This is a genomic window from Rhizobium sp. 007, from assembly GCF_015353075.1.
Taxonomy (GTDB): Bacteria; Pseudomonadota; Alphaproteobacteria; order Rhizobiales; family Rhizobiaceae; genus Rhizobium.
This window is the reverse complement of record NZ_CP064191.1, coordinates 53,031-67,139: the sequence shown is the minus strand read 5'-3', so window position 1 is coordinate 67,139 and position 14,109 is coordinate 53,031. Positions and strand designations below refer to the sequence as shown.

Annotated in this window: 9 protein-coding genes and 3 pseudogenes; 5 read left to right on the top strand and 7 right to left on the bottom strand. The window is 63.8% G+C overall.

Annotated features, from left to right (window positions below):
* Positions 1–25: 25 nt before the first annotated feature.
* Positions 26–412 carry a hypothetical protein gene (locus ISN39_RS34275; RefSeq protein WP_246763611.1) on the bottom strand — a complete coding sequence of 129 codons (387 nt, stop codon included), beginning with the start codon at positions 410–412 and terminating at the stop codon, positions 26–28.
* Positions 413–795: 383 nt separating this feature from the next.
* Here ISN39_RS34275 and ISN39_RS34270 point away from each other — a divergent pair.
* The 5 genes and pseudogenes from ISN39_RS34270 (at position 796) to ISN39_RS34245 (ending at position 8,864) form a co-directional block, all read left to right on the top strand.
* A pseudogene (locus tag ISN39_RS34270) lies at positions 796–1,412 on the top strand (IS6 family transposase).
* Positions 1,413–1,562: 150 nt separating this feature from the next.
* Complete coding sequence (gene hemN, locus ISN39_RS34265; protein ID WP_194732386.1) at positions 1,563–2,915, top strand: oxygen-independent coproporphyrinogen III oxidase; 1,353 nt, start codon at positions 1,563–1,565, stop codon at positions 2,913–2,915.
* Between the two features lie 105 nt (positions 2,916–3,020).
* A complete protein-coding gene (locus ISN39_RS34260) occupies positions 3,021–3,176 on the top strand; it encodes a hypothetical protein (RefSeq protein ID WP_194732656.1) in 156 nt (51 codons plus the stop codon).
* Between the two features lie 603 nt (positions 3,177–3,779).
* Positions 3,780–8,387, top strand: a pseudogene (locus ISN39_RS34250) (hypothetical protein); the annotation flags it as partial.
* Positions 8,388–8,438: 51 nt separating this feature from the next.
* Positions 8,439–8,864 carry a hypothetical protein gene (locus tag ISN39_RS34245; RefSeq protein WP_194732385.1) on the top strand — a complete coding sequence of 142 codons (426 nt, stop codon included), beginning with the start codon at positions 8,439–8,441 and terminating at the stop codon, positions 8,862–8,864.
* Positions 8,865–8,907: 43 nt separating this feature from the next.
* On the opposite strand, the pseudogene ISN39_RS34240 reads toward ISN39_RS34245, so the two are convergent.
* The 6 genes and pseudogenes from ISN39_RS34240 to ISN39_RS34215 all read right to left on the bottom strand — a co-directional run.
* Positions 8,908–9,078: pseudogene (locus ISN39_RS34240) on the bottom strand (IS5/IS1182 family transposase); the annotation flags it as partial.
* Between the two features lie 97 nt (positions 9,079–9,175).
* Positions 9,176–10,225 (bottom strand): type 2 isopentenyl-diphosphate Delta-isomerase, encoded by a 1,050-nt coding sequence (gene fni, locus ISN39_RS34235; protein WP_194732384.1) that lies wholly within the window; start codon positions 10,223–10,225, stop codon positions 9,176–9,178.
* 85 nt (positions 10,226–10,310) lie between these two features.
* Entirely contained in the window at positions 10,311–11,213 is a 903-nt protein-coding gene (locus ISN39_RS34230) for a hypothetical protein (RefSeq protein WP_194732383.1), read from the bottom strand.
* The gene (locus tag ISN39_RS34225; protein ID WP_194732382.1) at positions 11,210–12,760 is read right to left on the bottom strand and encodes a hypothetical protein; all 1,551 of its coding nucleotides are present in this window, start codon (positions 12,758–12,760) and stop codon (positions 11,210–11,212) included. The genes ISN39_RS34230 and ISN39_RS34225 overlap by 4 nt, the downstream gene beginning before the upstream one ends.
* Positions 12,757–12,978, bottom strand: coding sequence for a hypothetical protein (locus tag ISN39_RS34220; RefSeq protein WP_194732381.1), 222 nt, complete (start codon positions 12,976–12,978; stop codon positions 12,757–12,759). Before ISN39_RS34220 ends, ISN39_RS34225 begins: the two co-directional genes overlap by 4 nt.
* A gap of 60 nt (positions 12,979–13,038) precedes the next feature.
* Positions 13,039–14,037 carry a polyprenyl synthetase family protein gene (locus ISN39_RS34215; protein WP_194732612.1) on the bottom strand — a complete coding sequence of 333 codons (999 nt, stop codon included), beginning with the start codon at positions 14,035–14,037 and terminating at the stop codon, positions 13,039–13,041.
* Positions 14,038–14,109 lie beyond the last annotated feature (72 nt).

Genomic DNA, 14,109 nt, shown 5'->3' with positions numbered 1-14,109 from the left:
GGCGATCAGGTCGTGGGACACGGATTTAGCTAGCAATTTTCTGTTGTTCGTTGAAATGATGGCGGATCTGCGGGAACCGCGCTTCGCCAACGGCGAGAAGCGCCCTCCTCACCTCCGTCGACAGCCCGAAAGTGATCTTGGAGCTGATCGGCTTGTCCGAGAAGTCATAATTTACATCGACAACCAGGATCGGATCGCCGTCGCCATCCCGATCGGCACGGATCTCCGCACCCGCAAAGCCGGCGGCAGCGAGCCGGTCGCGAAGCACCTTTTCCACGGTCCTTTTTGTCGAGTTCGAAATCTGTTCGTCGGTCATGAGTGGAATATAGATCATTCGACCGGGCTTTGCCACTGCGATACGCGACGTCAAACCGCGTCGGGAAACGAATTCTGTATGCCTCCGCGCTGTCATGTCACCATCCCCCACTGTAGAAACCGATTTGATCGGACAACGTGCGATTGCTTCTCCGGCGTGGGGAAGGCTGCGGCGGGATAACAAAAGTAGAACTCGGGGGACGCAGACCGATGCACGGTTCAAGATCAACAGGACGCAGCACCCGGTTGGACATGGTGGCTTTCACACTGGCAGCAGCGAAACATTCGAGCCTCCCGCACGAGCCGTACATTCGATGGTGATCGCCTGGTCTCAAAATTCACCTATGTTTACGACTGCGGCTCCTCCGAACACAGCTCGGATTTCAATATCGAGCTTGCGCTCTACCGCGCCGCAAGTAGCGGTCACACGGTGATGTCAGGTTAACTCGTGGTCAGTTTGGCTCTGCTATTTGCGGGGGCATGAACCACTCGCCAGTTAGCTATAAACGTCACCGCTCTCAGATCATCGCCCATGCCGTTTGGCTGTACTATCGGTTCCCTTGAGCTTACGCCTGGTCGAGGAAATGCTTTTGGAACGGGGATCGTGGTCTCATACGAGACCATCCGGTGTTGGTCGAAGAAATTCGGTCCACCATCGGCCGCAGGAAATACCCGCTGTGGCGGGCAGTCGACCAGGACGGTTATGTCCTCGATGAAATCGTCCAGATCCGGCGCAACACCAAGGCAAAGCGATTGCTGACACGGCTGCTCAAGAAACAGGGGCTGGCACCGAAGCGCATGATCACCGACAAGCTCGGCTCTTATGCTGCTGCCAGACGACAGATCATGCCAACCGTCGGACATCGATCGCACAAAGGGCTGAATAACCGGGCGGAAAATTCCCATCTGCCTATACGGAAACGAGAACGGACAATGCAGGGATTCCGATCCCCGGGAAACCTTGCTTCATTTCAGTCTTCTCCGCAATTCGCGACCTCTTCGTTCCTCCTCAGTCCAAGCCTTCAGCCTTTTCTCTCCACCTTCATCGCCTGGGAGCAATGGCGCATTGGAAAGCCATGACCGGTACGCTCGCCTGAACCTGTCAGCCAAGGCAGGACCAACTTCAAACGCGTTAACCTGACATCACCGCCGTTGAGCGCGCCGAAAGCGGAACGGATTGACATAGCGCAAAGACACAGGAGAGCGCAGCGGTAAGGATGGCAATTATCAGCATGGGACGGTAACTGTTGCAGACCTCATTCCTGACAAAATATCGCGAGGCCCGCCTGCCCTGGTACACCATCTATCCGACGGTGCCGGAGTTCTCCGCGAGGATCGGTGCCGAGACGTATGAGGAATGGCTGAGGGACCTACCGGCTGACGATCCGGTGTCGCTCTATCTCCACGTCCCGTTCTGCCGATCGCTGTGCTGGTATTGCGGCTTCCCCACCACCATCGCCCGCCATGATGCGCCGATCCTCAATTATTTGGCGCTGCTGCGCGACGAGATCCGGCTGGTCTCGAAGCAAGCGCCGCAGGCACTGCCCGTGAGCGACGTGCATTTCGGCGGCGGAACACCGACCCTCGTCGGGTCCGCTGAGCTCCTCGCTCTGATGGAGCTCCTGCGCCGCCGCTTCGCACTAAGGAAAACAGCTACGATCGCCGTCGAGATCGACCCACGCACGTTCACGACCGAGATAGCCGAAGCCCTAGGGGCAGCCGAGGTGAACCGCGCGAGCCTCCGGGTGCAGAGCTTTGATCCCATTGTTCAAAAAGCGATCAACCGGGTCCAGAGTGAGGCGCAGACGGTCGCTGCCGTCGAAGAGCTGCGCCGGCATGGAGTAAGCCGCATCAATTTCGACCTCATCTTCGGTCTCCCGAATCAGACGGTGAAGTCCTGCGTCGAGACCGCGGCGGCGGCGGTCGCCATGCGCCCGAACCGGCTTGCGGTGTTCGGCTACGCGCACATTCCGTCCGCTATAAAGAATCAGCGCCTGATCGAGGAGACAGCGCTGCCGGACAGCGCTGCCCGCGCCGAACAGGCTGCGGCCGTGGCCGAGACGCTGGTTGCCGCCGGCTACCGAGAGATCGGGCTCGACCATTTCGCCTTGCCGGACGACGAGCTCGCGCTGGCACAGACTGCCGGGCGCCTGCGGCGTAACTCGCTGGGTTACTCGGCCGACACCTGCAAAACCCTGATCGGTTTTGGCGCGTCAGCTATCGGCCGTGTCGGCGAGGGTTACGTCCAGAACGAGGTCACACGGGATTCCTACAGCCGGCACATCGCAGCTGGCCGTCTGGCGACGTCAAAGGGCTATCGTCTCAGCGACGAAGACCGCGTGCGAGCCGCAATCATCGATCGGCTGATGTGCGATTTGGAGGCCGATGTGCCGGCAATCTGTGCCGCCCACGGATTTGACCCAATCCGTTTTCTCGATTCAGCTGAACGCTTGGCGATGCTGGCCGAGGACGGGATCGTGGACATCGAAGATGGTTTCATCCGCGTGCGGCAGGAGCATCGCTTTGTGATTCGCGCTGTTGCTGCCGCATTCGATGCTTTTCTCGACCGGGTTGCCCCCAAGCACAGCCAAGCAGCGTGAGGGGGCCAAAGGGATAAACGGCATGCTCCAGCAAATCACGGCAGAGGCCTTGCGCAGCTTGGCGATGTTACCGACGGCCGATCCATTTTCTAAGAAGATTATACAATGACCGAGCGCATCGGCGATGACCTCGGGCTGCTCGTAGATTTCCTTCTCCATGAAGTGGCGATGGTTGCCCTTGTTGGCCAGATAGGCCGCGGCCATGTATTCGGAGGCTGCTGTTTCGCGGGTCTGCATATATTTAGAAAATATTGGCTATAGATTATCTATTACCCTATTCCATAGCTCTGTCGACCTTAGCGATGAGACTTTCAACGTTTCAACGCCCAGCGGACGTCGCGCTAGGTGGATGCGAGAGGATGTTCCGGCGTCATGCGAAGGCGGCCTCGGCATCAAACTCCGGCTCCCATTTCTCGATGGCTTCGTTGGCAATCTGCTCGCGTCCGCTTTCGATGGCCTCAATGGCGAGGGTGTTGATGGTGTGGAAGATGTTGGCAAGTCGTTCTTGGGCTTAGATTAATTTCCCCGCAGAGCTGGAGAAGTGCAGGACTACAAATGTAACGCTATATCGGTTTAGCAGACCAAGCTTCGATGCTAGCCTTATAGGTCAGTTGACATGACTTCGGAGTCGACCAGTGGATCTCGATATCACCCCGTGACGGCGGGAACGCCGGGGTAGACACTCACCTCTCTGACCTTCCAAAAGAGCTAGTAACCAATATTGCCGAACCCTAATAACCGCTGACCCACGCGAGACAGCACGCAATCTAGGGCATTTGAAAACCTTGTAGGCGCCACAGGCAGTCTGGAATACCGATGGACAAGAAACTGATCATGCAACCTATCAAACTCTATCACGAGCCGTGGCCGAGGATGCCCTCAAAGGCCGACGCGCATGTCTTAGAACAGGTGACCGGTGACAGCAGGTTGGCCGCAAGCACCCGTGCCCTCTATGGTCGTAGTCTTCGCAAGTTTTCTGAGGAGCTTGAGCGTCGGGGCCAGACGATCTCTGGGCTGGATCACGATTCGCGGATCAAATTAGCTGAGAGTTTGTTCCCGGCCGACCGCAAGCTCGTGCCCGCGTTGAACCGGGTTCGCGAGGCGGAGGCCGTTTCAGCGGGCGGCTCTCAGGAGCCCGGGCGGGCTGCCCCGTCCCCCATGTCAGACGCGGTTCGCGAGGCGCTCCGGCCGCTGTTCGATGATCGTGCCGACGAGCCGCCAACCAAACCGGAGGAGCTTCTGCGACTGGTGCAGGGGTACCGCGAGGTGCTTCAGGAGCGGCAGGACGATCGACCCGCCTCGTCTTTTTTCAGCGACCCAGGGATGCCCGCTGGACTGGATAACCTCAACAGCATCGTGGCGGACGCTTTCGCGGCGGGCTCTGGGCACGCCGGAGTTCAGGCCGCCGCCCCGCCAATGTTGGCTGCCAGCGAACAGCAGATCCGGCCCTCGCCGGATGCGCTTGACCAGGGCAACCTCCTGCCACCCGACACCTATCGCGGTGTTCCGTTGGTCGATCTGACCACCTCCTCCGATGCTGAGATCGGAGCCTTTCCGTCAGGCTCGTCCAACCTCCCCAAGGGGGCGGTGCTCGGCGCCGCCGAACTGCTGAGCGACGCCCATATCCACAGGGATTACCAGTTGCTGGCGCAGGACCTGCAGGAGGCTCATCCAGCGCTCGCCGCCCGGACGCGGTTGGTGGATGCGATGGTCTCCCATCAACTGCGCCGTCCCGACGTGGACGTGCAAGATAAGGTGCTGTCCATCTATCATCAAAACGACGCCCCAGCCGACTTCGTGTTCCTGCCAGTGAACAGTGCCGATCCTATGGATCCGGCGCCGGATCCTCTCCGCATCGAGCATTGGTCGCTGCTGCTCGTTGATCGCCGCGACCCAGAAAGAGCGGTCGCCTATCACTACGACTCCATCCAGCACAATGGACAGGGATACAACGACGCGCCTGCACAACAGCTCGCAACAAGACTGGACGCGACCACCCTGGTGTCACCCGCCATGGCCCGGCAGAACAACGGTGTAGATTGCGGCGTCTTCGTGGTGGACGGCACGCGCGAGCTGGTTCGTCGATTGGCGAACGAAGAGCGGCCAGCCCCGCAGCTGCCGCTGGACCTCAACTACCTCGTCGCCGATCGGCAGGCGCTGCAAAACCGACTGAGGGAGGAGCGCTTGCCGCACGAGCTTGCCGCAATCCCCGCGGAAGCTTTTGTAGCAGCTGGCTCGCAGGTGCAACACGCCGTCTTGCAAGAGCAGCAAGCCCGACAAGTCGCGCCAGCGCCGTTTGAACGGCATTTGGGCAAGACGCGCGAGGCCCAGGGCGAGCTGACGAGTACACTTGACAGGAGCAACCTCGTGAACAGCGGCGGCGTCATGGGGCAATCGGGCCAGGCCCGGCAAGTGGGCTTTGAGCAGCACTTGGCCGAGGCGCGCCGAGCCGATCCGGCTCCTGTCGCGAGTGGCGACCATGATCGCCAGTATCCCCATCTGTCCAGCGAACACCGGCGCCTTATTGATCGGGCGATCACTCACGTTGCAGCTCAGCATCACCTTGGCCCGAGCACGGTCTATATATACACGAGTTCACTTCGCCGATTGGCGAATGATCTCGGCGCTCGTGGCCAAGCGATTGATCTAAAGAATCACCAATCCCTGGCCGATCACGTCGATGCTTTCTTTCCGGAAAACAGGAATATCAAGAGCGCGTTGAACGCCCTTCGTACGTATCATGAGCCGGGTTATTCAGCTCCTACTGGGCCGAGGATGCCCTCAAAGGCCGACGCGCATGTCTTAGAACAGGTGACCGGTGACAGCAGGTTGGCCGCAAGCACCCGTGCCCTCTATGGTCGTAGTCTTCGCAAGTTTTCTGAGGAGCTTGAGCGTCGGGGCCAGACGATCTCTGGGCTGGATCACGATTCGCGGATCAAATTAGCTGAGAGTTTGTTCCCGGCCGACCGCACGCTCTTGCGCGCGTTGAACCGGGTTCGCGAGGCGGAGGCCGTTTCCGCGGGCGGCTCTCAGGAGCCCGGGCGGGCTGCCCCGTCCCTCATGTCAGACGCGGTTCGCGAGGCGCTCCGGCCGCTGTTCGATGATCGTGCCGACGAGCCGCCAACCAAACCGGAGGAGCTTCTGCGACTGGAGCAGGGGTACCGCGAGGTGCTTCAGGGGCGGCAGGACGATCGACCCGCCTCGTCTTTTTTCAGCGACCCAGGGATGCCCGCTGGCAAGGGGGCGGTGCTCGGCGCCGCGGGCCAAGCCCGGCAAGTGGGCTTTGAGCAGCACTTGGCCGAGGCGCGCCGAGCCGATCCGGCTCCTGTCGCGAGTGGCGACCATGATCGCCACTATCCCCATCTGTCCAGCGAACACCGGCGCCTTATTGATCAGGCGATCACTCACGCTGCGGCTCAGCAACACTACAGCCTGAACACGGTCCATATATACACGAATGCACTTCGCCGATTGGCGAATGATCTCGGCGCTCGTGGCCAAGCGATTGATCTAAAGAATCACCAATCCCTGGCCGATCACGTCGATGCTTACTTTCCGGAAAACAGGGATATCAAGAGCGCGTTGAACGCCCTTCGTACGTATCATGAGCCGGGCTATTCAGCTCCTACTGGGCGGCCGAGGATGCCCTCAAAGGCCGACGCGCATGTCTTAAAACAGGTGACCGGTGACAGCAGGTTGGCCCCAAGCACCCGTGCCCTCTATGGTCGTAGTCTTCGCAAGTTTTCTGAGGAGCTTGAGCGTCGGGGGCAGACGATCTCTGGGCTGGATCACGATTCGCGGATCGAATTCGCCAAGAGTTTGTTCCCGGCCGACCGCAAGCTCGTGCCCGCGTTGAACCGGGTTCGCGAGGCGGAGGCCGTTTCAGCGGGCGGCTCTCAGGAGCCCGGGCGGGCTGCCCCGTCCCCCATGTCAGACGCGGTTCGCGAGGCGCTCCGGCCGCTGTTCGATGATCGTGCCGACGAGCCGCCAACCAAACCGGAGGAGCTTCTGCGACTGGTGCAGGGGTACCGCGAGGTGCTTCAGGAGCGGCAGGACGATCGACCCGCCTCGTCTTTTTTCAGCGACCCAGGGATGCCCGCTGGACTGGATAACCTCAACAGCATCGTGGCGGACGCTTTCGCGGCGGGCTCTGGGCACGCCGGAGTTCAGGCCGCCGCCCCGCCAATGTTGGCTGCCAGCGAACAGCAGATCCGGCCCTCGCCGGATGCGCTTGACCAGGGCAACCTCCTGCCACCCGACACCTATCGCGGTGTTCCGTTGGTCGATCTGACCACCTCCTCCGATGCTGAGATCGGAGCCTTTCCGTCAGGCTCGTCCAACCTCCCCAAGGGGGCGGTGCTCGGCGCCGCCGAACTGCTGAGCGACGCCCATATCCACAGGGATTACCAGTTGCTGGCGCAGGACCTGCAGGAGGCTCATCCAGCGCTCGCCGCCCGGACGCGGTTGGTGGATGCGATGGTCTCCCATCAACTGCGCCGTCCCGACGTGGACGTGCAAGATAAGGTGCTGTCCATCTATCATCAAAACGACGCCCCAGCCGACTTCGTGTTCCTGCCAGTGAACAGTGCCGATCCTATGGATCCGGCGCCGGATCCTCTCCGCATCGAGCATTGGTCGCTGCTGCTCGTTGATCGCCGCGACCCAGAAAGAGCGGTCGCCTATCACTACGACTCCATCCAGCACAATGGACAGGGATACAACGACGCGCCTGCACAACAGCTCGCAACAAGACTGGACGCGACCACCCTGGTGTCACCCGCCATGGCCCGGCAGAACAACGGTGTAGATTGCGGCGTCTTCGTGGTGGACGGCACGCGCGAGCTGGTTCGTCGATTGGCGAACGAAGAGCGGCCAGCCCCGCAGCTGCCGCTGGACCTCAACTACCTCGTCGCCGATCGGCAGGCGCTGCAAAACCGACTGAGGGAGGAGCGCTTGCCGCACGAGCTTGCCGCAATCCCCGCGGAAGCTTTTGTAGCAGCTGGCTCGCAGGTGCAACACGCCGTCTTGCAAGAGCAGCAAGCCCGACAAGTCGCGCCAGCGCCGTTTGAACGGCATTTGGGCAAGACGCGCGAGGCCCAGGACGAGCTGACGAGTACACTTGACAGGAGCAACCTCGTGAACAGCGGCGGCGTCATCATCAACACTGCTCATTACACAGCGCTGCTGATACCGGCGAAGAGGCAGAGGACTGATAATCCGCAAAGCCTCCCCAGGAAGCGGCAGCTGAGCGAGATCGGCAATTCGGGGGCTCGCGTGCCGATGCAGCCCCCCACCCATCAGCTGGGCGCATCTGATTTTTTACCGCCTGAGCAGCGTACTGATATTGTCAATAGACCGGTGGCTGGGCATGCCACAGCAACCACGACGTCCATCAGCAAAGCCTCCGAACAAGCCCGAGCGGACCTAGTAACTTCCTTCAGAAGTAGAGAGCGCTCCGACGCGGGACGTTGAGCTCCATGGCTGGGGTCAAGAAGACCAGCTCTTTTGACGACAGAGGCGCTGATGCCCAGCATCATCGCCCGCGATCCGTCCAGCTTTCTTTGGGATGGAGGGTCCTTCATCAATGACAGGACCCGCAACCGCGTCGGCCAGAGGGCGATCTCGATCTGGATCAATACCGATCATGATCATGAGGCAACTGGAGAGCGATACGAGCCGTCCGCTGCTGCAAACCCAGCCTCTATTGGCGCGGAGACCAAGACAATTCCGGAAAAGCTGCGGCTTCACATCGCCGCTGCAACAGGCGGAGCTGTGACCGAACTTACCGGCGGCCTTCACATCAGAACCGCCGGTGTGCCTCGTCGGCGTGATAGGAGTTGGTTCGGGCACGGCGATGCAAAGCTTGGCATGAAGCTTGTTCCGGCACTCAGCCGCGCTCTTATTGGGATTCCGATTAAAGGGTCAATTCTGAGCTGGGCCTGCGCATAGATCACTTGGCGCTGGTTCATCAGTTGTTTTAGAGTTCCTTTTGGCGACCGCCTTTGGCACTGCAGGCGTACATGCCGGAAAACAAGCCGTCTAGCCGCACCAGCGCTTCATTGACCGTCAGCCGGATCGGGCGGAGTGGATGATCGGCTGGAACGAAATCCTCCAACCGCTTCATCGTGAACAGCTGTTCCATGAACACATCGCTCCCGCGCATCGAACCGCCTCGCCAAGGTGGATCAGTAGTCTATCTTTGGCGTAGGTATTTCAGCAGCCTGCTAGGCGCCCACCGCTACGTGCGGGCGACGCCGGCATCAACCGGCGGGCAGATGCGCCGAGGGCAACAAGCGCGCCTGACGCAACGCCGCCAGATCAGCCGATCCGGTGCAGAAGCAGGCGACGGCCAACTGGCGGATGACGATCTCGAAATGCGCGACAACCGCCTCGGTGGACACCGTCGCCGCGCGCAGCACGCCGGCCGCCTGCCCGGCGATGTCCGCGCCCAGGCGGATGGCCTTGGCCACGTCGACGCCGTCGCGGATCCCGCCCGACGCGATCAGCTTCACCGTTGGCAGCGCCCGACGTACCGCCTGCACGCTGGCCGGGGTCGGAATCCCCCAATCGGCGAACGCCATCGCCACTGCACGGTCGGCTGCATCGCGGGCGCGCTCGCCCTCCACCGCGGCCCAACTGGTGCCGCCGGCGCCGGCGACATCGATCACCGCCACGCCCGCCTCGACGAGCGCACAGGCCACCGAGGCGGACAGGCCCGACCCCACTTCCTTGGCCACGATCGGCACGCCCACGCTGCGCGCGGCGCGAGCGATCTGCGCCAGGACGCCGCGCCAGTCGCGGTCGCCCTCCGGCTGTACCGCTTCCTGCAGCGGATTGAGATGGACGATGAGTCCATCGGCCTCCAGCGCATCCACCGCCCGGCGCGCCAGGTCCAGGCCGTCGGCCTCGCGCAGTTGCGCGGCGCCGATATTGGCCAGCAAGGGAATGTCTGGGGCCAGGCGGCGCAGCGCGCGCGTCAGCCCCTGGGAGTTGCGGGATTGCAGGCTCACGCGCTGCGAACCGACGCACATGGCGATCCCCAAGGCTTGCGCTGCCTCGCTCAGATGCCGGTTGATGGCCTCGGCGCGTGGCATGCCGCCGGTCATGGAGCTGATTAGCAGCGGCGCGCGCATGGTCTTGCCCAGCAGCGAGGCGCGCAGGTCGATCTGCGTCAGGTCCAACTCGGGCAATGCGCAGTGTTCGAAACGGATGTACTCCCAGCCGGCGGCGACCGTGGCCGGCGCCGTTCGCCGATCCAGCACGATGTCCAGATGGTCGTCCTTGCGCCCGCTCAGGGCGGTGTCGCTCATGCTCGCTCCATCCGTCGCATCGGGCGACGGCGTTGCGTGGGATCGGACCGACGGCAGCGCGCGCGCGCCGCCGCCTCCCGCGCGTTCAGGCCGGCGCACGCTGGCCTCCCCCCGCAGCGTCGCTGCGGTAGCGGCTGGTCGAGGTCTGGTAGTACTGCGCGCGGATGGCCGCCATGGCCTCGATCAACGGTCCCCACGGCTCGGGAAAGCGTTCTTCCGCCATCGCCCGGTGCAGCATGCGCGTATGGCCGGCCAGCTCTTCGTTGAGGAACTCCACCGCAGGCATAGCCGGATAGCGCTGCAGCAGCAGGATCGCCGCGTTGTCGGCCTCGCCGGCCGACCTGTCCTTGTCGCGTCCATGCAGATCGTTCTGCAGGCGCCCTATCGTGGAGATGAGCCGCAGGACCTGGCGAAACGCCGGACGCGCGCGCAAGGTCGCCATGTCCAGCCCCCACAGCAACGACAGGCAACCGAACACGTTCGCGTAGGCGATCGAATCGATGCCGTTGTGCAGGTACTCGGCGTAGGACCAGCGTTCCGCCCCTGCCGCCTGCGCGTGTCCGGCGCGCAGCGCCGCGCAGTAGCACCGGGTATCGTCGAGAAGCTGAGCATAGTCGCGACGATCGTAGGCGAGCGCGGCCAGCGAAGCGCGCAGCACAGCGCAGCCCTCGAATCCGGGGAGCGCGCACGGCACGCCCTGCCCCAGCGCCTGCTCCACCGCGGCGAGCTGCTCCGGAGCGATCAGGCCAAGGTCGTTGCAATCGTCGAGCCAGAACAGCAGCGCCAGTTCGCGATAGAACGCCACGATCAGCGTTTCGTCCTGCGGATCGCGGCCGGTGCGGGCGCTGGTGTCGCGCAGGCTCGGGTGGATGCGCTGCAGGATGTACTGGCCGCCCCTGACCGCTTCCACGGCATGCTCGTCGGCGAACCCGGTCAGGGAACGCCCCCACTCCAGCACCTGCTGCAGCGTGCGTTCGGTCTGGATCATGGCGCCGCTCCTGCTCCCTCGGCCAGGACGCGCCGCCCCCAACGAAGCGCCAGCCACAATCCGGCGAGTTCGGCCACGCGCACGACCCGGGTGGGGCAATACAGTTCCTTGCCGATCCACAGCGGCGTCTGCGGCAATGCATGCGCCGCATGGCGGGCGAGCATCCACTCCAGCGCACGCGCCACCGCCTGCGCGATGCGCCGGCGCCCTGTCGGCTCTTCGCTCCGGTCCATCACGTGCAACGCGAACAGCGCATAGGCGGTTTCCTCGAATGTGGACGCGCGACCGGCGCCCCAGCCGCCGTCGTAGCGCTGCGCCTGCAGCAGCGCCGCAAGCGCGCGCTCGTCGCGCCACTGGGGCTTGCCTTGCGCCAGCGCAGCGACCGCATGCGCGGTGGGATACAGCCACGAAACGTGCCATTTTTCGTTATCCCATAGACCGTGCGGGTTGCGATTGGCCTCGACGTAGGCGCTGGTGCCGGCGGCGGGCTTTCCCAACAGTCGCAACGCATGCAGGGCATGGATGTTGGTCGACACCGAGGCATTGCGCTCGCCGGGGAAGGTGACGAACAGCTCGCCGATTTCGAAATGGCGCAACGCATCGACCGCCGGGTCGCGGCCTGCAAGGCGCAGGACGCACAACGCAACGGCGGTGTCGTCCGCATCGGCCGCGAAGTGCAAAGCCGGGCCCAGACCGCGCACGCCCAGGCGGGCGTCGAGCTGCGCGACGATCACGCGCACCGCCTCGGCGAGCGCGGGATGCGCGAACAGCCCGGCCAGATACAGGGTGTACAGCGACCAGCATGGCTCGAACACATTGATCGGCCAGACGTTGGGAACGACACCTTCGATGCCGCTGCGCGTCGCCCGCGATGCCGCCTGCAGATACGCGTCGGCGCGCCCGACCTGCGGCGTGCTCCCCTGTGTCACGGCGTGCGCACGCCACGCGGCGGTGGCCGCCGGACTGATGCCGATGCTGCCGTAGTCATCCGGGCATGCGGTGGTCGGCGACGTCCCCCAGGCTTCCCAGGAGTGCAACAACGGATGGCCGCTCGGCAACGTCGCCACCGCCCTCAGCTTGACCAGGCACGCTTGCCGCAACGGCAACAGCGCCGGGTGGCGCGGAAACGCCACGCGGCCCAGCAAGGATGCGGCCTCGCCGCACAACTGCGGCAGGATCAGCTCCGCGCCGATTGGCGCGTCTTCCGGCACCGCATGCGCGTAGGGATCGGGCTGGCGCTCGAGGAACCGGGTTGCAGCCTGGACTGCGTCGGCAGCGCCGGGAAGAGGATCGGCACGCTGCAATGCCAGCCACGCCACCCACGTGGGCGCATGGCGGAACAGCGGGAAGTCCGCGCTTCCCCATCCGCCATCGGCCCGTTGCTGCGCGATGAGCCACGCGTATGCGTCCTGCCGATCGGTGACGTTGCCGTGGAACTGCAGAGCTCGCGCCGTGTCGTAGACGGACGGACCGACGCTGCCGCCGTCGCTCATCTCGCTCAGCAGGTGGCGCAATTCGGAAAGGATCTGTTCGGACAGCGCGTTCACGCGGGATGTTCCTTCTGCAGACGGTTGACGAGAACCAGGATCGGGCAGACGCCGCGCACATGGGCAGCGCCGGACGGCCGGCCTGCTCCGGCGCGGCGACGCGCCCCGATGCTGGCGCCGGTCCGCCGCATGGGCTTGCGCGCAGCGCGCCGCGTGCGCCGCGACCGTGCTGGCCAACCGCTGCGATCGGCGCCGCGGACTCGGACACAGCGCAGCATGCACCGCTGCCGCCGGCCGATCGCAGCGGCACAGGGGCGACTCCACGCGGACGCGCGCGCTCATGCGCATGGCGCGTGCTTGAACAGATACGCGTTGGCGCGCTGCAGCATCTGCGCCAACCGTTCCGCACGCGGCCCCAGCGGGGCGATGGCCTCCCCGGCGTCGCGCAACAGATCCAGCGCGAACTGGCGCGCTGCCTGCAGCCCCATGATCGACGCGCAGGTCGGCTTCTGCGCCGCCGCGTCCTTGCCGGGGGTCTTGCCCAGCGTCGCGGTATCCGCTGTCGCGTCGAGAATGTCGTCGACCACCTGCAACGCCAGGCCGAAGCAGGCGCTGTAGCGATCGAGCGCACAGTACAGCGCAGCGTGCGCGGCATCCTCCGCGATGGCGCATATCGCGCCCATGCGAACGGACGCGCGCACTAGCGCTCCGCTCTTCATCCGGTGCATCGCCACGATCCTGTCCAGCTCGACGTGCTTTCCGACCAGCGACAGATCCATGGCCTGCCCGCCTGCGGCACCCTCGGCGGACACCGCCTGCGCCAGTTCGCGCACGAGCGCGATACGGTTGTCGCCCGGCGCATCCAGGCTCGCCAGGGTCAGGAAGGCGTGCGCCTGCAGCGCATCGCCGACCAGAATCGCAGTGGCTTCGCCGAACTTGACGTGCACGGTCGGAAGGCCGCGGCGAAGCACGTCGTCGTCCATCGCGGGCAGGTCGTCGTGGACCAGGGTACAGGCGTGCATCATCTCGATGGCGGCGCCGACGTCGTCGAGCATGTGCGCCGGCGTGTCGGCCAGTGCGCCGGCAGCCAGACAGAGCAAGGCGCGGGTGCGCTTCCCGCCTTGCAAGGTGGCGTAGCGCATCGCCGCCATCAGCTCGGTCTCACCGTCGTCTTCGGCGCAGAGAAGACGCGCCAGCGCCTGTTCGACCCGCTTTGCGCCGTCCTGCATCCAGATCTCCGGCAGCAGCCTGCCGGATGCGCCGCGCGCCTGCGCGCCCAATCCGCCGAGCGCGGAAACGCAAGTTCGGTCGTCGTGTAGCGTGGAACCGGTCTGCATGTTGTTCATGTCCTTGTACCTGACAGGAGACGGCCACGGCGAGCGGCGAACCGCCGCGGTGTTGCCGGCGTT

Excerpts from the sequence above, each read along its gene's own strand:
- ISN39_RS34245 (WP_194732385.1), top strand. The coding sequence starts at position 8,439 with ATGCCCAGCATCATCGCCCGCGATCCGTCCAGCTTTCTTTGGGATGGA.
- ISN39_RS34260 (WP_194732656.1), top strand. The coding sequence starts at position 3,021 with ATGACCGAGCGCATCGGCGATGACCTCGGGCTGCTCGTAGATTTCCTT.
- ISN39_RS34215 (WP_194732612.1), bottom strand. The coding sequence starts at position 14,037 with ATGCAGACCGGTTCCACGCTACACGACGACCGAACTTGCGTTTCCGCG.
- ISN39_RS34230 (WP_194732383.1), bottom strand. The coding sequence starts at position 11,213 with ATGATCCAGACCGAACGCACGCTGCAGCAGGTGCTGGAGTGGGGGCGT.
- fni (WP_194732384.1), bottom strand. The coding sequence starts at position 10,225 with ATGAGCGACACCGCCCTGAGCGGGCGCAAGGACGACCATCTGGACATC.
- ISN39_RS34220 (WP_194732381.1), bottom strand. The coding sequence starts at position 12,978 with ATGCTGCGCTGTGTCCGAGTCCGCGGCGCCGATCGCAGCGGTTGGCCA.
- ISN39_RS34275 (WP_246763611.1), bottom strand. The coding sequence starts at position 412 with ATGACAGCGCGGAGGCATACAGAATTCGTTTCCCGACGCGGTTTGACG.